This window comes from Bradyrhizobium sp. USDA 372, from assembly GCF_053629095.1.
Genome location: NZ_JBRJHR010000001.1, coordinates 4,270,254 through 4,291,762 on the forward strand (window position 1 = coordinate 4,270,254; position 21,509 = coordinate 4,291,762).

Genomic DNA, 21,509 nt, shown 5'->3' on the forward strand with positions numbered 1-21,509 from the left:
GGATTGCTTCGCTGCGCTCGCAATGACGCCGTGGGAGCAGTGCGTCCTGTCTCCTCTCGTGCCCCGGACGCAGCGCAGCGTCTCCCCGGCGATGCGAAGCATCGTCCGGTGCGACGGTGCGCTGCAGAGCCGGGGCCCATCTCTCGGAGGAATTCGCGGCGTTCTGGGTCCCGGCTCGGCGCCGCAACGCTCACGCGTTGCAGCTTGTCCGGGACACGAGGGCGGTGACGGCCAAACAAAAAGCCCGCGGTCCCCCAAGACCGCGGGCTTGTTTTCATGCGCGCATCAAACTGATGAAAAGTGCGCGGGTAGGCGGCTCGTCGCGTTTAGGAGACGACCTCCGCGGTGACGCGGCCGACGCCGGCGCCGGTGAGGCCGATGGCGCGGGCTGCACCCGTGGAGAGGTCGAGGACACGGCCGCGAATGAACGGGCCGCGGTCGTTGATGGTGACGATCACGCTCTGGCCGCGGTGGGTGACGCGCAGCTTGGTGCCGAACGGCAGCGAACGGTGCGCCGCGGTCATGGCGTTCTGGTTGAAGCGCTGGCCCGAGGCGGTCCGGCTGCCGGACTCGTTGCCGTAATAGGAGGCCACGCCGGAGAAGCTGTGGCCGGTGCCGGAGGTCGGCGTCATCGACGCATTGGCATTGCGCCAATCGGAGGTCGCGTTGGCCTCGGTCTGGGCGTGGTGGCGGTGGTGATGCCGGTGATGCCGGGATTTGGCGGAAGCTTCGGTGGCAGTTCCACCGACGATCAGAGTTGCGGCGACGAAAGCAATCGCCGTGCGCGGCCGGGTCACAAAGCCCAGCGTCTTCAAAGACAGCATTTAATGGTCCCTAAGCTAGTATTGCCACATTTGTGGCAAGTGGAGCCCCCATCAGTTTGTGAGCGGGTTGGCGTTTCGATTCCTAATGAGGCGTGAATTGGGCAGTAATTCCGGTATGTGTCGTCATGAAATATCTTGTTACCGTCGCGCGATATTCGGCCGATGTTCCGAAATCTTCGGCTTTAACGATTTATTAACCTCACTATTACTTACAAATACTGTAGAGCGAAGTCATCGCCGCCAACGTTTAGAATTCGATAAGTATTCGGCGCGTGGAACTCGCTCGGGCGGATTCACGCCTCAGCGATCCGTGTTCATGGCGGCTATGCGCTAGGGGCAGGAACCAATGGAGGGCGCGGCGGCAGAGCCGGCGCCAATTTCCGTGAGCTGGGAGGCCGCCGCCTCGGCCGCCCCTCGGCGCGCGATGTGTCGCGCGGCTGCGACGAACTGGCGACAGAACCTCATGCCTTTAATTTGGCGTCATGTTGCACCTGCGCGCCTGCTATGTTAGCAAAGCCGCGATTTTAACGAGCCCGGCACCTCCCGTGCTGGTCGAAAATCGAAGTCCCGCTTGAATTCCAAGGGCTTGGATCGCTAGGCGCCGCTTCGTGGCGACGGTTTTTCCCTTGCGAGTTTGACAGCAAAAAGAGCGCGTCTGTGGCTGCAGAAGATACGTCCGTTTCCGGTGTGTCCGGCCGTTATGCAACGGCCTTGTTTGAACTGGCCCGCGACCAGAATTTGGTCGACGCGGTCAAAGCCGATCTCGACAAATTCGAGGCCCTGCTGAACGAGAGCGCCGATCTGAAGCGCCTCGTCCGCAGCCCGGTGTTCGCGGCCGACGCCCAGTCCAAGGCCCTCACGGCCGTGCTGGACAAGGCGGGCATCGCCGGCATCGCCGCCAACTTCCTGAAAGTGCTGACGGCCAACCGCCGCCTGTTCGCAGTGGCCGACGTCATCCGCGCCTACCGCGCGCTCGTCGCCAAGTTCAAGGGCGAGACGACGGCCGACGTCACCGTGGCGGAAGCGCTCTCGGACAAGAATCTCGATGCCCTCAAGGTCGCCCTGAAATCGGTGACCGGCAAGGATGTCGCGCTGAACGTGAAGATTGATCCCTCGATCATCGGTGGCCTCGTCGTCAAGCTGGGCAGCCGCATGGTGGATGGTTCGCTTCGCACCAAACTCAATTCGATCAAGCACGCGATGAAAGAGGCAGGCTGATGGACATCCGCGCCGCGGAAATTTCCGCGATCCTCAAGGACCAGATCAAGAATTTCGGCCAGGAAGCTGAAGTCTCCGAAGTCGGACAGGTGCTGTCCGTCGGCGACGGTATCGCCCGCGTCTACGGTCTGGACAACGTCCAGGCCGGCGAAATGGTCGAGTTCGAGAACGGCACCCGCGGCATGGCGCTGAACCTCGAGACCGACAACGTCGGTGTCGTTATTTTCGGTGCCGACCGCGAAATCAAGGAAGGCCAGACCGTCAAGCGCACCCGCGCCATCGTGGACGCGCCGGTCGGCAAGGGTCTGCTCGGCCGCGTCGTCGACGCGCTCGGCAACCCGATCGATGGCAAGGGCCCGATCCAGGCCGACAAGCGCATGCGCGTCGACGTCAAGGCGCCCGGCATCATTCCGCGCAAGTCGGTGAACGAGCCGATGGCGACCGGCCTCAAGGCGATCGACGCCCTGATCCCGATCGGCCGCGGCCAGCGCGAGCTGATCATCGGCGACCGCCAGACCGGCAAGACCGCGATCGCGCTCGACACCATCCTGAACCAGAAGCCGCTCAACGCGCAGCCGGACGAGAACATCAAGCTGTACTGCGTCTACGTCGCGGTCGGTCAGAAGCGTTCGACCGTCGCGCAGTTCGTGAAGGTGCTGGAAGAGCAGGGCGCGCTCGAATATTCGATCGTCGTCGCCGCCACCGCCTCGGATCCGGCCCCGATGCAGTACATCGCGCCCTTCACCGGCTGCACCATGGGCGAGTACTTCCGCGACAACGGCATGCACGCGGTCATCATCTATGACGACCTGTCCAAGCAGGCCGTCGCCTACCGCCAGATGTCGCTGCTGCTGCGCCGCCCGCCGGGCCGCGAAGCCTATCCGGGCGACGTGTTCTATCTGCACTCCCGCCTGCTCGAGCGCGCGGCGAAGCTGAACAAGGACCAGGGCTCGGGCTCGCTGACGGCGCTGCCGGTCATCGAAACCCAGGCCAACGACGTGTCGGCCTACATCCCGACCAACGTCATCTCGATCACCGACGGCCAGATCTTCCTGGAAACCGACCTGTTCTTCCAGGGCATCCGTCCTGCCGTGAACGTCGGTCTGTCGGTGTCTCGCGTGGGTTCGTCCGCGCAGACCAAGGCCACCAAGAAGGTCGCCGGCAAGATCAAGGGTGAGCTCGCGCAGTACCGCGAAATGGCGGCGTTCGCGCAGTTCGGCTCCGACCTCGACGCCTCGACCCAGCGCCTGCTCAACCGCGGCTCGCGCCTCACCGAGCTCCTGAAGCAGCCGCAGTTCTCGCCGCTGAAGATGGAAGAGCAGGTCTGCGTGATCTGGGCCGGCACCAACGGCTATCTCGATCCGCTCCCGCTCAACAAGGTGCGCGCGTTCGAGGACGGCCTGCTCTCGCTGCTGCGCGGCAAGCACGCCGACATCCTCAACTCGATCCGCGACAGCCGCGACCTCTCCGACGACACCGCCGGCAAGCTGAAGTCGGTGGTCGAAGGCTTTGCGAAGAGCTTCGCTTAACAGCAAGTATGGCCGGATGGTCCGGCCATGACCGCTTCGCGAGAGGCAAATCAATAAGAAGCATGCCCGGCGCCCGGCCGGGCATTGCGGTAGGGACAGGCTAGCGGTCCGACGCTTCAGTCGAACCGCCGGGGTGAACGAAGAATGGCGTCACTTAAAGACATGCGCGTCCGCATCGCCTCCACCAAGGCGACGCAAAAGATCACCAAGGCCATGCAGATGGTCGCGGCCTCCAAGCTGCGCCGCGCGCAGACCGCGGCGGAAGCCGCGCGTCCCTATGCCGAAAAGATGAGCGCGGTGATCTCCAACATCGCCAGCGCCGCGGCGGGCTCGCCCGGCGCGCCGGCGCTGCTGGCCGGCACCGGCCGCGATCAGGTTCACCTGCTGTTGGTCTGCACCGGCGAGCGCGGCCTGTCCGGCGCTTTCAACTCCTCTATCGTGCGTCTCGCCCGCGAACGCGCTCTGGCGCTGGCTGCGCAGGGCAAGGAAGTGAAATTCTTCTGCGTCGGCCGTAAGGGCTACGAGCAGCTCCGCCGCCTGTTCGACAAGCAGATCGTCGAGCATCTCGACCTGCGCAGCGTGCGTCAGCTCGGCTTCGTCAACGCCGAGGACATCGCCAAGAAGGTGCTGGCGCGGTTCGACAACGGCGAGTTCGACGTCTGCACGCTGTTCTACTCGCAGTTCAAGTCGGTGATCGCACAGGTCCCGACCGCCCAGCAGATCATCCCGCTGGTCGTCGAGGAAGGCGGTGCGAACGCCAGCGCGACCTCCTACGAATATGAGCCGGAGGAGGACGAGATCCTCACGCGCCTGTTGCCGCGCAATCTCGCGGTGCAGATCTTCCGCGCCCTGCTCGAGAACAACGCTTCGTTCTACGGCGCGCAGATGTCGGCGATGGACAACGCCACCCGCAACGCCGGCGAAATGATCCGCAAGCAGACGCTGGTCTACAACCGCACGCGTCAGGCTCAGATCACCAAGGAACTCATCGAAATCATCTCCGGCGCAGAAGCAGTCTGACCGGACACGAAATTCGGATCGAAGGAGACAGTAAATGGCTACAGCAGCCACACAGATCGGTCGCGTTACCCAGGTCATGGGCGCCGTCGTCGACGTGCAGTTCGAAGGCCACCTGCCGGCCATTCTCAACTCGCTGGAGACCAAGAACGGCAACAACCGCCTGGTGCTGGAAGTCGCGCAGCATCTCGGCGAGTCGACCGTCCGCACCATCGCGATGGACGCCACCGAAGGTCTGGTGCGCGGCCAGGAAGTGACCGACACCGGTCAGCCGATCTCGGTTCCCGTGGGTGACGGTACGCTCGGCCGCATCATGAACGTCATCGGCGAGCCGATCGACGAGGCCGGCCCGATCAAGTCGGAAGGCATCCGCGCCATCCACCAGGAAGCGCCGACCTATACCGACCAGTCGACCGAAGCCGAAATTCTCGTCACCGGCATCAAGGTCGTCGATCTGCTCGCTCCGTATGCGAAGGGCGGCAAGATCGGCCTGTTCGGCGGCGCCGGCGTCGGCAAGACCGTGCTGATTCAGGAGCTGATCAACAACGTCGCGAAGGCGCACGGTGGTTACTCCGTGTTCGCCGGCGTCGGCGAGCGCACCCGCGAGGGCAACGACCTCTATCACGAGTTCATCGAGTCCAAGGTCAACGCCGATCCGCACAATCCGGATCCGAGCGTGAAGTCGAAGTGCGCTCTCGTGTTCGGTCAGATGAACGAGCCGCCGGGCGCCCGCGCCCGCGTCGGCCTGACCGGCCTGACTGTCGCCGAGCACTTCCGCGACCAGGGCCAGGACGTGCTGTTCTTCGTCGACAACATCTTCCGCTTCACGCAAGCGGGTTCGGAAGTGTCGGCGCTGCTCGGCCGCATTCCCTCGGCGGTGGGTTATCAGCCGACGCTCGCCACCGACATGGGCGCGCTGCAGGAGCGCATCACCACGACGCAGAAGGGTTCGATCACCTCGGTGCAGGCGATCTACGTGCCGGCCGACGACTTGACCGACCCGGCGCCCGCGACCTCGTTCGCGCACTTGGACGCCACCACGGTGCTGTCGCGCGCGATCTCGGAAAAGGGAATCTATCCGGCGGTGGACCCGCTCGACTCGACCTCGCGCATGCTCTCCCCGCTCGTCGTCGGCGAGGAGCACTACGCCGTCGCCCGTCAGGTCCAGCAGGTGCTGCAGCGCTACAAGTCGCTCCAGGACATCATCGCCATTCTCGGCATGGACGAGCTTTCGGAAGAGGACAAGCTGACGGTGGCCCGCGCCCGCAAGATCGAGCGCTTCCTGTCGCAGCCGTTCCACGTCGCCGAAATCTTCACGGGTTCGCCCGGCAAGTTCGTCGACCTCGCCGACACCATCAAGGGCTTCAAGGGCCTGGTGGACGGCAAGTACGACCACCTGCCGGAAGCGGCCTTCTACATGGTCGGCACCATCGAAGAGGCGGTCGAGAAGGGCAAGAAGCTGGCCGCTGAGGCGGCCTAAGCTGGCGAATAGCGAATAGGGAGTGGCGAATAGCCGCTCCCTCTTTTGCCACTCGCCATTCGCTACTCACCATTCGCAGGTTCTCAATGGCCACCTTCCATTTCGATCTCGTCTCTCCGGAAAAGCTCGCCTTCTCGGGCGAGGTCGATCAGGTCGACATTCCCGGCGTCGAGGGTGACTTCGGCGTGCTGGCAGGGCATGCGCCGGTCGTGGCGGCGATCCGGCCCGGCATCCTCACCATCACCAGCGGTGGCAGGCACGAGAAGGTCATCGTGCTCGGCGGCCTCGCCGAGGTGTCCGAGAGGGGCCTGACCGTGCTCGCCGACGTCGCGACCTCGCTGGATGAGCTCGATCGTGCCCAGTTCGCCGAGACGATTGCGGAGATGGAAGAGAATCTGAAGGAGCATGAAGGCGGCGAGCTCGATCAGGCCATCGAGCGACTGGATCACTTCAAGAGCATCCAGCACCAGCTCAACTCCACGGCTATGCACTAAGCCCCGGGGCACCGCTCCGGGGCTCGGGTAAGACATTCCTGCAAAGGAATTCCTGAACAAGTTCAGCGCTCGTCACGACCGTGCTGGCGCTGAAACTTTGTTGCACCGCGCCGGAGATGGCGGCATTCTGCGCCCCGCGGATTTGTTCCGGGGGCCGGTGGCAGATGAAACGCAAGATCGCAGCGATTTTCGCAGCCGATATTGCCGGGTATTCGAGGCTGGTCGCGGAAGACGAAGAGGAGACGCTGCGGCGTCTCGCCTCCTATCGCGAGGTCGTCGACGATTTCATCGCCAAGGCCGGCGGACGCATCTTCAACACGGCGGGCGATGCCGTGCTCGCGGAGTTTCCGAGCGCGGTGGATGCGGTGCGCTGTGCGATCGACATCCAGGAAAGCTTGCGAACCCGCAACATGGCCTATCCGCCGAGCCGGCAGATGTCGTTCCGCATCGGCATCACCATCGGCGACGTCGTCGAACGCGACGGCGATCTGTTGGGCGACGGCGTCAACATCGCCGCGCGCCTGGAGGGCCTCGCCGAGGTCGGCGGCATCTGCGTCTCCCGCGCGGTGCATGAGCAGGTCGCCAACAAGCTGTCGGTGCAGTTCGCCGATATCGGCGCGCAGGAGGTCAAGAACATCCCGACGCCGGTGCACGCCTATCTGGTGGCGATGCGGCGCGAGGACGGCAGCTATGCCAAGCCGCAGCTGAAGACGGCGGCTTCCAAGGCGGCCGCGGCCCCGGTGTGGATGTGGCCGCTGGTGGTCGCCGTCGTCTCGATCGTCGCCATCGTCGTCACCGGCTTTCTCTACAACACCAAGCTCAAGCAGACCGCGAGTGCCGCGGCGCCGGCCGTGACGCCCAATGCGGAGCCGAGCCCAACGCCGGCTGCGGCGGCGGCAACGCCGAGCCCGATGCCGACCCAAATGGCAAAGGCGCCGATGGCTCCGATGGCTCCGTCTAACGCCGGCGCCGCGATGGCGCCGATGCCTGCGCCGTCACCATCGGCATCGCCGATGACCGGCAAGCTTGCTGCCGACAGCGTACCCTTCATCAACGAGCGCGTCCGCAATTTCCTCGCCGGCGATTATTCTGCGGCCGGCGACTACAAGGCCTTCGCGCTCAATGTCGGCGGCTTCACCGGCTCAGCGCTGAACCAGGCAAGCGAGGAAGCCGCGCGCAACATGGCACTCGAACAGTGCCAGAAGCGCGCCGATGCCGCGCAATCGCCGCGGCGCTGCGAGCTCTACGCCGTCGGCAACACGATCGTTTACACGCACGGCAAGCCGCCGATGCCGCCGCCGCCCTATGTCAGGCATGATGCGATGATCGAGCGGCCGTTCGCCTCGAAGGATTTTCCGATCGTACGCGAGCCGCAGAAGGTCCGGCTCGAGAACATGTTCGTGCCGGCGGCGAAGTCCCGCTCGGTCGCGCTCGGCCCGGGCGGGCAATATTTCATGGTGCTGGGCGCATCATCAGCCGACGACGCGGCGAAGCGCTCGCTGGAATCGTGCGGCGCAATCGCCGGCGTTGCCTGCATGGTCGTTGCGATCGACGACAGTTTCGTCGTGCCGATCCCGACGCTGTTCAGGATCACCGGCTTCTTCAACGCCGCCTCCAATTCCTCGATCGTGGCCGAAGCGCGCGGCGAGGTCGTCCGCAAGCTCGGTGACGCCACTGGCTGGAACGCCGTCGCCGTCGGCACGTCCGGCCGCGCCGGCCTCGGCCTCAAAGCCGCCGACGAGCAGACCGCCGTCAATTCCGCGCTCGCCGACTGCGCCAAGCGCGACAGCGACTGCCACGTCATCGCCATCGGCCCATTCATGGTGGGCCCGATCAATTAGAGATGAGGCCCCGACTGGTGCGCTGGCAGAGGCGCCCCTTTATGCGTCCATCCCGGCAAAATAACCTAACGATTTCAACCCCATCTCTACTGTGCATGGGGTTGTTTTCGAAAGTTCAGCTCGCGAGGTGGGCAAACTCTCGCGCCACGGCGCGGTAAACCTCGCGGCGGAACGGCACCACGAGGTCGGCGACACGGTCGAGGCGCTCCCAGCGCCAGGCATCGAACTCGGCGGGCTGGCCGTTGCGCGGCGTCAGCGGATCGATCTCGTCGTCGCGGCCGGTGAAGCGCAGCGCGAACCATTTCTGGCGCTGGCCGCGAAACTTTGCGAGGCGATGCGTCTGCAGTCCGTCGTAAGGCGGGAATTCATAGGTGAACCAGTCGGTCTCGCCAAGATAGTCGGCGCTGACGACGTTGGTCTCCTCCCAGAGCTCGCGCAGCGCCGCATCGCGCAGGTTCTCGCCCTCGTCGACGCCGCCCTGCGGCATCTGCCAGTCGAGCCCCGGCAGGATGATCTCGGGCCCGTCGCCCTTGAAGCGATGGCCGATCAGCACATGGCCGTCCGGATTGAACAGCGCGATCCCGACGTTCGGGCGGTAGGGTTTTTCATTGTTCATCTTGTCATTCCGGGGCGCGCGGAGCGCGAGCCCGGAATCCATAACCACAGGCAGCGGACGGATGAAAGCTCGTGGTTGATATCTCCTACGCCACGGCTGCCTGGGGTTATGGATCCCCGCCTTCGCGGGGATGACAACCGAGAGAGCCGCGACAGATCACCTAATCACCCCTCCGCCAGCGCAGAAAATTCCTGCACCACGCGTTCATAGACCGGGCGCTTGAACGGGATGATCAGCTCAGGGAGATTCTTCATCGACTCCCAGCGCCAGCTCACGAATTCGGCCTTGTGGCCGCCGCCGCCGGGATTCGCGACGTTGATCTCGCTGTCCTTGCCGGTGAAGCGCACCGCGTACCATTTCTGGCGCTGGCCGCGGTAGCGGCCTTTCCAGGCGCGCCCGGCGACCGTGCGCGGGATGTCGTAAGTGAGCCAGTCCGGGACTTCGCCGAGCCGCTCGACCGAGCGCACGCTGGTCTCCTCGTAGAGCTCGCGCTTGGCCGCCTCCCAGGTGTCCTCGCCGGGATCGACCCCGCCTTGCGGCATCTGCCAGACATGGGTGTCGTCGACATGCTCGATGCCGCCGGCGCGGCGGCCGATGAACACCAGTCCCTTTGGATTGATCAGCATCACACCGACACAGGTCCGGTAGGGCAGATCCTCGTAACGCGCCATTCCGCCAGACCTCTTGCCTGCTTTTTTGGAAGGCATGCCGGCCCCGCGAGACCCGTGCCGAACCAATTCGTTGATTTAGCTGGATTTTGATTTCAGCATCGCGGTTGTCAATGGCACCAAAAGGATACCTCGGTCGCCCAGGGTCTTGGTCCAGGCGCTGATGCGCTCGATCGAGACGGGCAGGGCGGAGGCCGTGCCGACGGCGATGCCGCGCTCGCGCGCCGTCGATTCCAGCTTGTTGAGGGCGCGGTCGATCTCGGTCGCCGTCGGCACCGCATCGATGGCGATATCGCCCTTGCCGAAAGGCACGGCCTGGTTGGCCGCCGCCTGGGGCGCGATGCTGCGGGGCGAGGAGCCGTCGTCGAAGAAGCCGAGGCCGCGCTTGGCCGCCTCGCGGATGATCGGCTGCATCGCCGGCTCGGTCGCAATGAAGCGGGCGCCCATGAAATTGGTGAGGCCGGCATAGCCCTGCATCCGGCTGAGGTGCCAGTACAGGCGGTCCATGTTCTGGTCGGGGCTGAGCGAGGTCAGCAGCGTCTGCGGCCCCGGATCGTTGTCCGGGAAGTCGTAGGGCTCCATCGGGATCTGGAGGAAGATCTCGTGGCGCTGCGTCCGCGCCCGCTCGGCGAGCTTGCCGGGATCGGATCCGTAGGGCGTGAAGGCCAGCGTCACCGCCGGCGGCAGCTTCATGATGGCATCGGTGGTTTTTGCGGCGCCGACGCCGAGGCCGCCGATCACGATCGCGACCACAGGCATCTTGGCGGCCTTGGCACGGTCGGCATCGGCCGCATAGACGGTGAACGGCCTCAGCCCGTCGGCCACCACCGGGATCATGCCGTAGCGTGATTTCTCCAGCAGCTTCGGATTGATCCCGGCCATGACGGGCGGCGGGCCGGATGCCGCCTCGCCCTTGTCGGCAGCATCGCCTGCGCCGATCACCACGTCGTGGCGGGCGCCGGTGGACCCGTCGATCATGGTGATGGTCTTCTGCTCGCCGGGCGCGGCCTGCTTCGGCGCTTCCTTGGTCTCGTGCTTGGCGTCTGGCTTGCTCTCGGCGCCGTGGCCGGACGCGGCCGGCTTCTCGTCCGTGGCACTGGGAGCGCGGATCGCGAGCCTGGCCATCGGCTCGCCGCCGAGCGGATCCTTGTTGAAGATGGCGAAGCCGGCAAAGGTAATCAGGAACAGGCCGAGCAGGACGGCCACCAGCTGCAGGGCGGTGAACGGCAGCCGCAGCCGGCGTTTCCGGCGCGGCTTGTCCTGTCCGAGCGGGGCGCTCAGATCGTCGGCCGTCTCAGTCATGCGCGATCCCGAATCACTCGTGCCGACGATACCACGCCGCGGTCAAGCGGCGGCAGGCCGGGAGAGGCCGGGGACGACCGGAGTTCCAAGCAAAAAGGGCGGCTTCAGGAAGCCGCCCTTTCGTGGGATCGCGCGTGACGCCGACTTAGTTCGCCGCTTTGGGCTTGTCGGTCGTGGCCTTGTTGTCGTTGCCCGGGGTCGGCGCGGCCGAGGCGCTGTTCTTGATGCCGTGGAGCAGGTCGCCGGCGAGCTTGAGCGCCTTGTCGTCCTTGGCGTCCGGCGGGACATAGGACTGCGAGCCGGTCTTCTCGTCGCCGTCGTTCTTCAGATGGCCGCGCAGCGAAGCCTCGCCCTTGGTGTCGGTGCGCGACTTCAGCTCGTCAGGCACGTCCTGCAGCACTTCGATGTCGGGCACGATGCCCTTGGCCTGGATCGACTTGCCCGACGGCGTGTAATAGCGCGCCGTGGTCAGCCGCAGCGCGCCGTTGCCCGAGCCGAGCGGAATGATGGTCTGCACCGAGCCCTTGCCGAACGAGCGCGTACCGACGATCGTCGCGCGCTTGTGGTCCTGCAGCGCGCCGGCGACGATTTCCGACGCCGAGGCCGAGCCGCCGTTGACCAGCACGATGACAGGCTTGCCTTTGGTCAGGTCGCCCGCATGCGCGGTGCGGCGCTGGGTCTCCTCGGCATTGCGGCCGCGGGTCGAGACGATCTCGCCCTTCTCGAGGAAGGAGTCCGAGACGGTGACCGCTTCCTCGAGCAGGCCGCCCGGATTGTTGCGGAGGTCGATGATGAAGCCCTTGAGCTTGTCGCCGCCGATCTGGTTCGTGAGGTTACCGACCTCGCGCTTCAGGCCTTCGGTGGTCTGCTCGTTGAAGGTGGTGATGCGGATATAGCCGATGTCATCCTGCTCGACGCGCGCGCGCACCGAGCGGACGCGGATGTTGTCGCGCACCAGCGTCACGTCGAGCGGATTGTCCTGGCCCTTGCGGATGATCTTGAGCTTGATCTTGGTGTTGACGGGGCCGCGCATCTTCTCGACCGCCTGGTTCAGGGTCAGGCCCTGCACCGCCTCGTCGTCGAGATTGGTGATGATGTCGTTGGCCATGATGCCGGCGCGCGAAGCGGGCGTGTCGTCGATCGGCGAGACCACCTTGATCAGGCCGTCTTCCATCGTGACCTCGATGCCGAGGCCGCCGAACTCGCCGCGGGTCTGCACCTGCATGTCGCGGAAGCTCTTGGCGTCCATGTAGCTCGAATGCGGATCGAGGCCGGTGAGCATGCCGCTGATGGCGGATTCGATCAGCTTGGTGTCATCGGGCTTCTCGACGTAATCGGAGCGCACGCGCTCGAAGACGTCGCCGAACAGGTTGAGCTGGCGATAGGTGTCCGCGGTGGCGGCTCGCGCGCTGGAGCCCATGAACACCGCGCGCGGCTGGGTCACGAACAGCGTCAGCGCCGCACCGGTGGCGGCGCTGAGGAGGATTACTGAAGTCTTGCGCATCATCCGCGAACCTTCTCGCCTTCATTTGCGGCCCACCATGGGCCTGGATCGATTGGAGTGCCGTCTTTACGGAACTCGACATACAGCACAGGTTGACTCGCGTTCGTGGCGAGAATGGAGGCGACCTGAGAGGTCGACCCCATCGTCGCGACCGGCTCCCCCGTGAGCACAAACTGCCCGATGTTGACCGAAATGCGCTCCATCCCGGCGATCAGGACATGATACCCGCCCCCGGCATTGAGGATCAAGAGTTGTCCATAGCTGCGGAATGGGCCGGCATACACAACCCAGCCATCACACGGCGTCGTGACCTGGGCGCCGGGCTTGGTCGCCAGCGAAATGCCCTTCTGGACGCCGCCGACCCCGTCGGAACCGCCAAAATCCCTGATCTTGTTACCGTTAACCGGAAACGGCAGGAGACCCCTGGCCGAGGCGAAGGCGATCGCCGGGGTGGTGCGGGACTTGTCCTTGAACGCGCCCGGGCCCTGTTTGGCGCTGGCAGCCGCCTTGGCCTCGGCCTGCCTTGCGGCCTCGGCGGCTTTCTCGGCCGCCTTGGCGGCGCTTTGCAGGTCCTGCTCCATCTTGGCGATCAACCCCTGGAGATCGCCGACCTGCTTTGACAGCGCGATCGCGCGCGCGCCTTCGGCGTCGAGGTCTTTTTCGCGTGCGGACTGCTGGCGCTGCCGTTCCTCGATCAGGGCGGTGAGCCGGGTCTGGTCGCTCCTGACCTTGTCGCGGTCGGAGGCGAGCTGATCGCGCTCGGTGGCGATGGTCCTGCGCAAGGCCACAAGCTCGCCGAGCTCGCCCGCGATTCTTTCGGCGCGGCCGCGCAATTCCGGCACGACGGCACCGAGCAGCATCGCGGTGCGCAGTGATTGCAGCGCATCTTCGGGCCGCACCAGCAGCGCTGGCGGCGTGCGCCGGCCGGCGCGCTGCAAGGCCGCCAGCACCTCGACGATGTCGGCGCGGCGCGAATCCAGCGAAGCGCGCATCTGTTGCTCGCGGCCGTTCAGCGCGCGCAGCCGCGCCTCGGCCTCGTCGATCTTGGTCTCCACGGCGCGCACATTGGCGGCGGTTTCGATCAGCTGCTGATTGAGCTGGGTGCGGTCCTGGCCGAGCGCGGTGATCTCGGCCTTGAGCTTGGCCTGCGCTTCTTCCGCGCTTCGTTGCCGCGCGCGCGCGGCTTCCAGCTCCTGCTCGCGCTGCTTGATCGCATCGGGCGAGACCGCCGCGGTCTGCGGCGGCGGCGCAACTGTCTGACCTTGCGTCTGAGCTTGCGCGAGGCTTGTGTTCGCTTGCGCGAGGCTTGCGCCGGCGAGGCCCGTGATCAGCATCAGGTTGAGGAGCGGCGCTCGCATCGTGTCGGCAAAGGTGCTCGTTGTGGCGCGCATCACGCGCGGTGATAGGGGTGGCCGGCCAGGATGGTGGCGGCCCGATACAGCTGTTCCAGAAGCATGACGCGGACCATTTGGTGCGGCCAGGTCGCAGAGCCGAACGCGATCGCGAGCTTGGCCTTACGGCGCAATTCGGGCGAAAGTCCGTCCGCCCCTCCGATCACGAAGATAGTATGTCCGGCCCCCTCGTCGCGCCAGCGTCCGAGATGCCGTGCGAATACGGTGGAGTCGAGATTTTGGCCGCGCTCGTCCAGCGCCACCAGGATCGCCTTGTCAGGAATATGCGCCGAGATCGCCGCGGCCTCTTCGGCCATCCGCGTCGCGGCATCGCGCGCGCGGCTTTCGGCAACTTCATAGACACTGAGCCCGCGGAATCCGAGCTTGCCGCCGGCGTCGCAGAACCGTTCGAAATAGCGGTCGGCAAGCTCCCGTTCGGGGCCCTGCTTCAGCCGGCCCACCGCAATGACAGCAACACGCATGATTTCAGTGCCGCGTTGACAAGACCGCGCGCAACAAGCGCGCGCACGACGCTAGCATGCGCGTCAGCCGATTCGAAATCGGCAGTGAGCCTAGATCGCCTTCGCCGCCCCTGGGCCCTGCGTGTACAACCGCTCGAGGTTGTAGAACTCGCGGACCTCGGGTCTGAACACGTGCACGATCACGTCGCCGGAATCGATCAGCACCCAGTCGCAATTGGGCAAGCCCTCGACATGGATGTTCTTGATGCCGTTTTCCTTGAGGCTCTTGGTGACGTTTTCCGCGATCGCGCCGACGTGCCGGTTCACCCGGCCGGTGGTGACGATCATGTAGTCGGAGTACGCCGATTTGCCGCGAAGGTCGATTGTGACCGTCTCTTCCGCCTTCATGTCCTCGAGGCGGGAGAGGATCAGGCTCAGCGTCTTGTCGGCGTCGGGTTGCGCCTTCAAGGCCGCAGCTTTGGTCGATGTTTTACGCGTAGGCTTGGCAACCTTGGGTAAAACAGGCTTGGACAATACAGATGCGGTCAGGGACCATTCCTTTCACTGTATCGCGAACGCCGAATCCGGCGCCCACCGGTTACACTACATCATGTGGGGTTAAGGGTTTCAATATGCCAGAGAGCCCGTAGTCCACACCATGTCCGTACACTTCGTCTCACTTCGTACCTTTCCAGCTCCCGTCCGGGTTCCGTAGGCCGGTCGAGGACAGGTTCAGCTTCAATCCGGTCAGGAACACCCAGGCCGGTGCCGGCCGATCTGCAAGCAGGGGCGCCTTTTTTTCGGGCAGGCGGTAGCGCGATAACGCCTGGGCTGCGGGCGAGCCGAGCGCGCGAAAACTCTGCGGCGGGCGATCGATCACCGCCATCGGCACCTGGGCGGCGATGCGCCGCCAGTCCTGCCAACGATGGAATTGAGCGAGATTGTCGGCGCCCATGATCCAGACAAAGCGCAAGCCAGGAAAGCGGCGGCGCAAGGTGTTGATCGTGTCGATAGTATAGCGAGTGCGAATGACGGATTCGAGACAGCTCACCTCGATGCGCGGATCGTCGGCGACGTCGCGCGCGGCCTGCATGCGCTCGCCGAGCTCGTGCAGCGTGCCGTTCTCCTTGAGCGGATTGCCTGGCGTGACCAGCCACCAGACGCGATCGAGCTGCAATCGCTTCAGTGCGAACTGGCTGATGGCGCGATGAGCCTGATGCGGCGGGTTGAACGAGCCGCCGAGCAGGCCGATGCGCATGCCCGGCGTCGAGGCCGGGACCGCTTGCGCCACGAAGCGCGGCACGACGAGATTGTTGCTCAATGCCCGCGCCCCGCGACGTCTACGGCCGGGTCTGCCCGGTGCCGTGGACGCGATATTTGAAGCTCGTCAATTGCTCGGCACCGACCGGGCCGCGCGCGTGGAAGCGGCCGGTGGCGATCCCGATCTCGGCGCCGAAACCGAATTCGCCGCCATCGGCAAACTGCGTCGAGGCGTTATGCAGCACGATCGCGGAATCGACCTCGCTGAGGAATTTCTGCGCCGCGGCCTCATCCGCGCTCACGATGGCATCGGTGTGATGCGAGCCGTGGTCCTGGATGTGTGCGATCGCGCCGTCGACGCCGTCCACCACCTTCGCCGCGATGATCGCGTCGAGATATTCGGTGTTCCAATCCTCGTCGCTCGCCGGCTTGACGCGCGCATCGGTGTTCTGCACGGCCTCGTCGCCGCGCACTTCGCAGCCGGCGTCAATCAGCATCTCGACCAGCGGCTTCAGGTTCTTGCCAGCGGCAGCGCGGTCGACCAGCAGCGTCTCGGCAGCGCCGCAGACGCCGGTGCGCCGCATCTTGGCGTTGAGCACGATCGACTTCGCCATGGCGAGGTCGGCACTGGCATCGACATAGACGTGGTTGACGCCCTCGAGATGCGCGAACACAGGCACGCGCGCTTCCTGCTCGACGCGCGCGACGAGGCTTTTCCCCCCGCGCGGCACGATGACATCGATGGCGCCGCTCAGGCCCGACAGCATCATGCCGACCGCCGCGCGGTCGCGCGTCGGCACCAGCGTGATCGCAGCTTCAGGCAGGCCCGCTTCGCGCAGGCCCTGCACCAGGCAGTCATGGATGGCGCGGCACGATCGGAAACTGTCCGAGCCGCCGCGCAGGATTACGGCATTGCCCGACTTCAGGCACAGCACGCCGGCGTCGGCCGCAACGTTCGGCCGGCTCTCGAAGATCACGCCGACGACGCCGAGCGGCACGCGCACGCGCTCGATGGTCATGCCGTTCGGCCGCTGCCAGCTCTCGATGACGATACCGATCGGATCGGCGATGCCGCGCACGATGCCGATGCCTTCGGCCATCGCTTCGACGCGCGCCGGTGTCAGCGTCAGGCGGTCGATGAAGGAGGAGGTGGCATTGCCGGAGGCGCGGGCCTCCGCGACGTCCTCGGCATTGGCGGCGAGGATCGCGGCCGCGTTGGCGCGGATCGCCCGCTCCATGGCCTCCAGCGCCCGGTTCTTCTGCTCCGGCGGCGCCAGCGCCAGCACGCGCGCGGCGGCGCGGGCACGGGTTCCGAGATCGGACATCAGCGCCAAGAGATCGCTAGTGCGATCGGCATTGCCGTCGACGGCTTTGAGGGGGGCGGCCATGGGAGTTCAACCTTCTGCTAAGGCGGTGTCCTAGCACGGAAATCCCGCTTTTGCGAAGGGCGGGGAGGGTATGGCAGGGCCCCGGTTCGCGCCGCCGGGTCGGCCAATGGCCCGGCTGCGCTCGGCCTGCCGGGCGCCAAAATATCTCGGAATATCAATGCCCAATCATGGAGCCTGCGATGCCGACCGTCGAAGAGCGTGAAGAGCGGCGAAAGGCCAAGCTTGAGGCGCTGAGGGCCGAAATCCAGAAGGGCTTTGACAGCGCGCCGATGGAGGAGATCGGCGATGTCCATGAATGGTTCGAAAGTATCAAGGCGCGAGGACGCGAACGGTTGGCTGCGCGGAAGGCCGACAAAAAGGTTTGACCTTCGAGACTGCCCTTCTCGCCCTTAGCCGCCCACCACCAGATCATCCCGGTGGATCATCTCGGAGCGCCCGCTGATGCCGAGGATGGCCATTACATCGGGGGAGGAGCGGCCCTTGATCCTCTCCGCGACCTCGGCGTCATAGGCGATCAGGCCGCGGCCGACCTCGCGGCCGTCGGGGCCGCGCACGATCACGGCATCGCCGCGAGCGAACTGGCCCTCGACCTTGATCACGCCGGCCGGCAGCAGGCTGGCGCCGGCACGTAGCGCCGTCACGGCGCCGGCATCGATCGTCAGCGTGCCCTTTGGCTCCAGCGTGCCCGCGATCCAGCGTTTGCGCGAGGTGATGGGATTGGCGGGCGTCAGGAACCAGGTGCAGCGGCCGCCATCGGCGATCGCCTGCAAGGGATGCTCGATCTTGCCGGAGGCGATCAGCATATGCGTGCCGCCAGTCGTCGCGATCTTGGCCGCCTCGACCTTGGTGCGCATGCCGCCGCGCGACAGCTCGGACTCGGCATCGCCCGCCACCGCCTCGATCTCCGAGGAGATGCTGTCGACGACGGGAATGAGCTTTGCGTTCGGGTTGTTCTTCGGCGGGGCGTCGTAGAGCCCGTCGATGTCGGACAGCAGCACGAGCAGGTCGGCGCTCGCCATGGTCGCGACGCGCGCGGCGAGGCGATCATTGTCGCCGTAGCGGATCTCGGTGGTCGCCACCGTGTCGTTCTCGTTGATCACGGGGATGGCGCGCCATTCCAGCAGCTTGCCGATGGTGGAGCGCGCATTGAGATAGCGGCGGCGCTCCTCGGTGTCCTGCAGCGTCACCAGGATCTGGCCGGCACCGATCCCGTGCGCCCCGAGCACCTCCGACCAGATCCGCGCCAGCGCGATCTGGCCGACGGCAGCGGCGGCCTGGCTCTCTTCCAGCTTCAGCGGTCCGCGCGGCAATTTGAGGCGGCTGCGGCCCAGCGCGATCGAGCCCGAGGATACGACGAGGACGTCGCGTCCTTCTTTGTGCAGCTTGGCCATGTCGTCGGCGAGCGCGGCGAGCCAGGACGCCCGCACCTCGCCCTTGTCCGAATCGACCAGCAGCGCGGAGCCGACCTTGACGACGATGCGGCGGAATTGACTGAGTTCGGGGCTGGCCATGGCGGTCGTCAGATTGCTCTGTCGCTGATCCGGCGGAGCGAAAAGGGCGGCGCCGATGCGGCTAGCTTTTGCAGCAGGACGGTGGCCGGCGCAAGGCAGCGGAGCCGGTAAATAGGCCTAACGGCGCCCTTGTCGGCCGAGGCTCGGGCAGTCTATGCCTCGAACAATCAATAACGAGGGAGGATTGTCGTGGACCGACGCAGCTTCATCGCCGGAGGCCTCTCGCTGCCCTTGCTGGCGCAGGCCAGTGGCGCACATGCTCAATCCGGTCCGCTGACGCGCATCATCTTTCCGTTCGCGGCAGGCGGCAGCGGTGATGCCTTGTGTCGTCTCATTGCCGAGCAATTCAGCGCCCCGCTTGGGCGAACCATGATCGTCGAGAATCGTACCGGTGGCGACGGATTGATCGGAATCAGGGCCGTGAAGGGCGCGAGCTCCGACGGCAATACAATCTTGGTGACGACCGGTCCGACCATGTACCTGCTGCCGATGGTGGAGAATCAACCGAGCTTCGACGCGGCCAGGGATTTCGTCCCCGTGTCGCAACTCGTTCGCTTCGAGTTTGCCGTCGTTGCAAATCCCGCGATCGGGGTGGATAGTTTTAGTGAACTCGTCACCTGGTTGAGGGCAAATGTCGCGAAGGCCACCTATGGGACACCAGGCAGCGGCAACATCCCGCACTTCCTCGGATGGCGACTTGAACAGATCCTTGGTCTTTCAGTGACCCGGGTGCCCTATCGCGGGAGCGCGCTCGTCATGAATGATCTCATCGCCGGCCATCTGCCGTTCGGCATCACCACGGTATCCGATGCGATCACGCAGCATCGTGCTAACGGCGTGAGGATCCTCGCGATTGCAAGCGCAGAGCGCTCGCCGTTCGTCCCCGATGTGCCGACGCTGAAGGAAAGCGGCATCGATCTCGTTGCCGACGGCTGGTACGGCATGTGGCTCCCCGCCGGCAGCCCGCCCGATTTTGCCGAAAAGCTCAGCGCAGCCGCGGTCGCGGCGCTCGCCAAGCCCGAGGTGAAGGAGAAGCTGATGGCGATCGGGTTGATACCGGTCGGCTCGACGCCGGAGGGATTGACGAAGGAGCTCGCCGCGAACACCGCGCTGTGGCAGCCGATCGTGAAGGCGACCGGATACAAGATCGAGAATTGAGGTCTCTCCTCCGTCATTGCGAGGAGCTCTTGCGACGAAGCAATCCAGAATCTCTCCGCGGAAACAATCTGGATTGCTTCGCTGCGCTCGCAATGACGGTGTGGATCGATTCGCGGTCGTATTGTTAATACAGACCGCGGTGGGTCTACATCTTCGTGCGCTGCGCTATCCCGTCCTTGATCGCCGTGAGTTCGGCTTCATCCCAAATGCCGATCAAAACGCCGTTCTTCACCTGCAGCTGATTATCCGCATAGGCGGCGATCTTCTCGCGTGGTGTCGTGATGTGATCGTTGGGATGCAGCGCCCAGTCGAACAGCTCGGCCTGCAGCCGCGCGATGATGCCGGCGCAATCAGGGTCGTCGCCGCGATCGACGTACTCGTCCGGATCGGTTTCGAGATCGTACAGCATCGGGCGAAAGCCGGAGGCGTGGATGTATTTCCAGCGGCCGTCGAACACCATGAACAGGCGGCAGCGCTCGATCGGCTGGTTCAGCTTCAGCCGCACGTCCTGCATGGAATAGTCGTATTCGGAGAAAGCGATTTGGCGCCAATCCGGCGGCGTTGGCCCGCGCAGCAGCGGCAGCAGCGAACGTCCTTCGAGAATGTGGCCCGGCACCTGGCCGCCGAAATAATCGACGAAGGTCGGGGCGAGATCGATTCCCTCGACCAGCGCATCGCTGCGCGTGCCGCGCGTGGCGTCGGCTTCCCGGGAGGGATCGATGATGATCAGCGGGATCTTTGCGGATTGTTCGTGGAACAGGTCCTTCTCGCCCATCCAGTGATCGCCGAGATAGTCGCCATGATCGGAGGTGAACACGATCATCGTGGTGTCCAGCAGGCCGCGCTCACCTAAGAACTTCATCAGCACGCCCATCTGGTCGTCGATCTGGGTGATCAGGCCCATATAGGTCGGGATCACCTTTTCGCGGGCCTCGTCGCGCGCCATGTTGCGGGAGTAGCGCATGTCCATGTAGGCGCCGAACACCGGGTGCGGATTCTGCCGCTCGCGCTCCGCGCGGATCACCGGGATCATGTCATCGGCCGAATACATGCTGGCATAGGGCTCGGGCGCGATATAGGGCCAGTGCGGCTTGATGTAGGACAGATGCAGGCACCACGGCCGGCCGTCGGTCTCGGCCTCGCCGATGAAGTCCATCGCGCGCCGCGTCATGTAGGGCGTCTCGGAGTGCTCATCGGGCACGCGCGCGGCCTTGTCGGCGTGCACCAGCAGCCAGCCGTTCTGCAAGCTGCCATCCTCGGCAGCGCCGGAATTGGCCCAATGCTCCCAGGGATTGGTGGCTTCAAAACCCTGCTGGCGGAGATATTCGTCGTATTTCGGGCGCGGCCGCCCCGTCGGATGCAAGCCGTCGTCGCGCTCGTAAGGTTCGAAACCGCATTCGGCGACATGCACGCCGATCATCGATTCCGGCGGGATGCCGAGCGCCTTCATGCCTTCGATGTCAGGGGCCATGTGGGTCTTGCCGACCAGCACGTTGCGCACGCCGATTGTCTTGAGGTGATCACCGAGCGTGGGCTCGCCGACCCGCAGCGGCCAGCCGTTCCAGTGCGAGCCGTGCGAGCGCATGTAGCGGCCGGTGTAGAACGACATCCGCGACGGGCCGCAGATCGGCGATTGCACATAGGCCTTCGTGAACAGTACGCCGCGCTTGGCCATGGCGTCGATGTTCGGTGTCTTCAGTTTGGGATGGCCGGTGCAGCCGAGATAGTCGTAGCGAAGCTGGTCGCACATGATCCAGAGAACGTTCTTCGCGCGCGCCATGCGTTGTCCCTGCCGGTTCTTGAGCGTTTGATGCTGCGATATTGCGCGCGCCAAGACAAGCCGGTGA

Annotated in this window: 20 protein-coding genes; 8 read left to right on the forward strand and 12 right to left on the reverse strand. The window is 65.1% G+C overall.

Annotated features, from left to right (window positions below; genetic code table 11):
• Nucleotides 1-326: 326 nt before the first annotated feature.
• Nucleotides 327-824, reverse strand: coding sequence for a septal ring lytic transglycosylase RlpA family protein (locus AB7M16_RS20190; protein ID WP_172788828.1), 498 nt, complete (start codon nucleotides 822-824; stop codon nucleotides 327-329).
• A gap of 657 nt (nucleotides 825-1,481) precedes the next feature.
• Here AB7M16_RS20190 and AB7M16_RS20195 point away from each other — a divergent pair.
• The 6 genes from AB7M16_RS20195 (at nucleotide 1,482) to AB7M16_RS20220 (ending at nucleotide 8,403) form a co-directional block, all read left to right on the forward strand.
• Nucleotides 1,482-2,042, forward strand: coding sequence for a F0F1 ATP synthase subunit delta (locus tag AB7M16_RS20195; RefSeq protein ID WP_453944999.1), 561 nt, complete (start codon nucleotides 1,482-1,484; stop codon nucleotides 2,040-2,042).
• Nucleotides 2,042-3,571: a F0F1 ATP synthase subunit alpha gene (atpA, locus tag AB7M16_RS20200; protein WP_172788826.1), complete on the forward strand. Its 1,530-nt coding sequence runs from the start codon at nucleotides 2,042-2,044 to the stop codon at nucleotides 3,569-3,571. Before AB7M16_RS20195 ends, atpA begins: the two co-directional genes overlap by 1 nt.
• A 144-nt stretch (nucleotides 3,572-3,715) precedes the next feature.
• Nucleotides 3,716-4,591 carry a F0F1 ATP synthase subunit gamma gene (locus AB7M16_RS20205; RefSeq protein WP_172788825.1) on the forward strand — a complete coding sequence of 292 codons (876 nt, stop codon included), beginning with the start codon at nucleotides 3,716-3,718 and terminating at the stop codon, nucleotides 4,589-4,591.
• A gap of 34 nt (nucleotides 4,592-4,625) precedes the next feature.
• The gene (atpD, locus tag AB7M16_RS20210; RefSeq protein WP_172788824.1) at nucleotides 4,626-6,068 is read left to right on the forward strand and encodes a F0F1 ATP synthase subunit beta; all 1,443 of its coding nucleotides are present in this window, start codon (nucleotides 4,626-4,628) and stop codon (nucleotides 6,066-6,068) included.
• An 86-nt stretch (nucleotides 6,069-6,154) separates the two neighbouring features.
• Nucleotides 6,155-6,562 (forward strand): F0F1 ATP synthase subunit epsilon, encoded by a 408-nt coding sequence (locus AB7M16_RS20215; protein WP_172788823.1) that lies wholly within the window; start codon nucleotides 6,155-6,157, stop codon nucleotides 6,560-6,562.
• Nucleotides 6,563-6,726: 164 nt separating this feature from the next.
• Complete coding sequence (locus tag AB7M16_RS20220; RefSeq protein WP_453945000.1) at nucleotides 6,727-8,403, forward strand: adenylate/guanylate cyclase domain-containing protein; 1,677 nt, start codon at nucleotides 6,727-6,729, stop codon at nucleotides 8,401-8,403.
• Nucleotides 8,404-8,518: 115 nt separating this feature from the next.
• On the opposite strand, the gene AB7M16_RS20225 is transcribed toward AB7M16_RS20220, so the two are convergent.
• The 9 genes from AB7M16_RS20225 to AB7M16_RS20265 form a co-directional block, all read right to left on the reverse strand.
• Nucleotides 8,519-9,019: an RNA pyrophosphohydrolase gene (locus tag AB7M16_RS20225; RefSeq protein ID WP_453945001.1), complete on the reverse strand. Its 501-nt coding sequence runs from the start codon at nucleotides 9,017-9,019 to the stop codon at nucleotides 8,519-8,521.
• Nucleotides 9,020-9,183: 164 nt separating this feature from the next.
• On the reverse strand, nucleotides 9,184-9,690 hold the full coding sequence (locus AB7M16_RS20230; protein WP_172788820.1) for an RNA pyrophosphohydrolase: 507 nt from the start codon (nucleotides 9,688-9,690) through the stop codon (nucleotides 9,184-9,186).
• A gap of 75 nt (nucleotides 9,691-9,765) precedes the next feature.
• Nucleotides 9,766-10,989 (reverse strand): divergent polysaccharide deacetylase family protein, encoded by a 1,224-nt coding sequence (locus AB7M16_RS20235; protein ID WP_453945002.1) that lies wholly within the window; start codon nucleotides 10,987-10,989, stop codon nucleotides 9,766-9,768.
• A 145-nt stretch (nucleotides 10,990-11,134) separates the two neighbouring features.
• A complete protein-coding gene (locus tag AB7M16_RS20240) occupies nucleotides 11,135-12,496 on the reverse strand; it encodes a S41 family peptidase (protein WP_172788818.1) in 1,362 nt (453 codons plus the stop codon).
• Nucleotides 12,493-13,851 (reverse strand): murein hydrolase activator EnvC family protein, encoded by a 1,359-nt coding sequence (locus AB7M16_RS20245; protein ID WP_453947232.1) that lies wholly within the window; start codon nucleotides 13,849-13,851, stop codon nucleotides 12,493-12,495. The genes AB7M16_RS20240 and AB7M16_RS20245 overlap by 4 nt, the downstream gene beginning before the upstream one ends.
• 32 nt (nucleotides 13,852-13,883) lie before the next feature.
• Complete coding sequence (gene rlmH, locus AB7M16_RS20250; RefSeq protein ID WP_453945003.1) at nucleotides 13,884-14,366, reverse strand: 23S rRNA (pseudouridine(1915)-N(3))-methyltransferase RlmH; 483 nt, start codon at nucleotides 14,364-14,366, stop codon at nucleotides 13,884-13,886.
• Nucleotides 14,367-14,456: 90 nt separating this feature from the next.
• A complete protein-coding gene (gene rsfS, locus AB7M16_RS20255) occupies nucleotides 14,457-14,813 on the reverse strand; it encodes a ribosome silencing factor (RefSeq protein ID WP_024338888.1) in 357 nt (118 codons plus the stop codon).
• Between the two features lie 208 nt (nucleotides 14,814-15,021).
• Nucleotides 15,022-15,666 (reverse strand): nicotinate-nucleotide adenylyltransferase, encoded by a 645-nt coding sequence (locus tag AB7M16_RS20260; RefSeq protein ID WP_439401947.1) that lies wholly within the window; start codon nucleotides 15,664-15,666, stop codon nucleotides 15,022-15,024.
• A gap of 19 nt (nucleotides 15,667-15,685) precedes the next feature.
• The gene (locus AB7M16_RS20265) at nucleotides 15,686-16,993 is read right to left on the reverse strand and encodes a glutamate-5-semialdehyde dehydrogenase (RefSeq protein ID WP_453945004.1); all 1,308 of its coding nucleotides are present in this window, start codon (nucleotides 16,991-16,993) and stop codon (nucleotides 15,686-15,688) included.
• Nucleotides 16,994-17,172: 179 nt separating this feature from the next.
• On the opposite strand from AB7M16_RS20265, the gene AB7M16_RS20270 reads away from it, so the two are divergent.
• Nucleotides 17,173-17,358: a hypothetical protein gene (locus tag AB7M16_RS20270; protein WP_439365186.1), complete on the forward strand. Its 186-nt coding sequence runs from the start codon at nucleotides 17,173-17,175 to the stop codon at nucleotides 17,356-17,358.
• Nucleotides 17,359-17,382: 24 nt separating this feature from the next.
• On the opposite strand, the gene proB is transcribed toward AB7M16_RS20270, so the two are convergent.
• Nucleotides 17,383-18,504: a glutamate 5-kinase gene (gene proB / locus AB7M16_RS20275; protein WP_453945005.1), complete on the reverse strand. Its 1,122-nt coding sequence runs from the start codon at nucleotides 18,502-18,504 to the stop codon at nucleotides 17,383-17,385.
• 189 nt (nucleotides 18,505-18,693) lie between these two features.
• Between proB and AB7M16_RS20280 the strand changes: the two genes are divergently transcribed.
• Entirely contained in the window at nucleotides 18,694-19,662 is a 969-nt protein-coding gene (locus AB7M16_RS20280; protein ID WP_453945006.1) for a Bug family tripartite tricarboxylate transporter substrate binding protein, read from the forward strand.
• A 145-nt stretch (nucleotides 19,663-19,807) separates the two neighbouring features.
• Here the strand turns inward: AB7M16_RS20280 and AB7M16_RS20285 are convergent, their stop codons facing one another.
• Nucleotides 19,808-21,442 carry an alkaline phosphatase family protein gene (locus AB7M16_RS20285; RefSeq protein WP_453945007.1) on the reverse strand — a complete coding sequence of 545 codons (1,635 nt, stop codon included), beginning with the start codon at nucleotides 21,440-21,442 and terminating at the stop codon, nucleotides 19,808-19,810.
• Nucleotides 21,443-21,509: the final 67 nt, after the last annotated feature.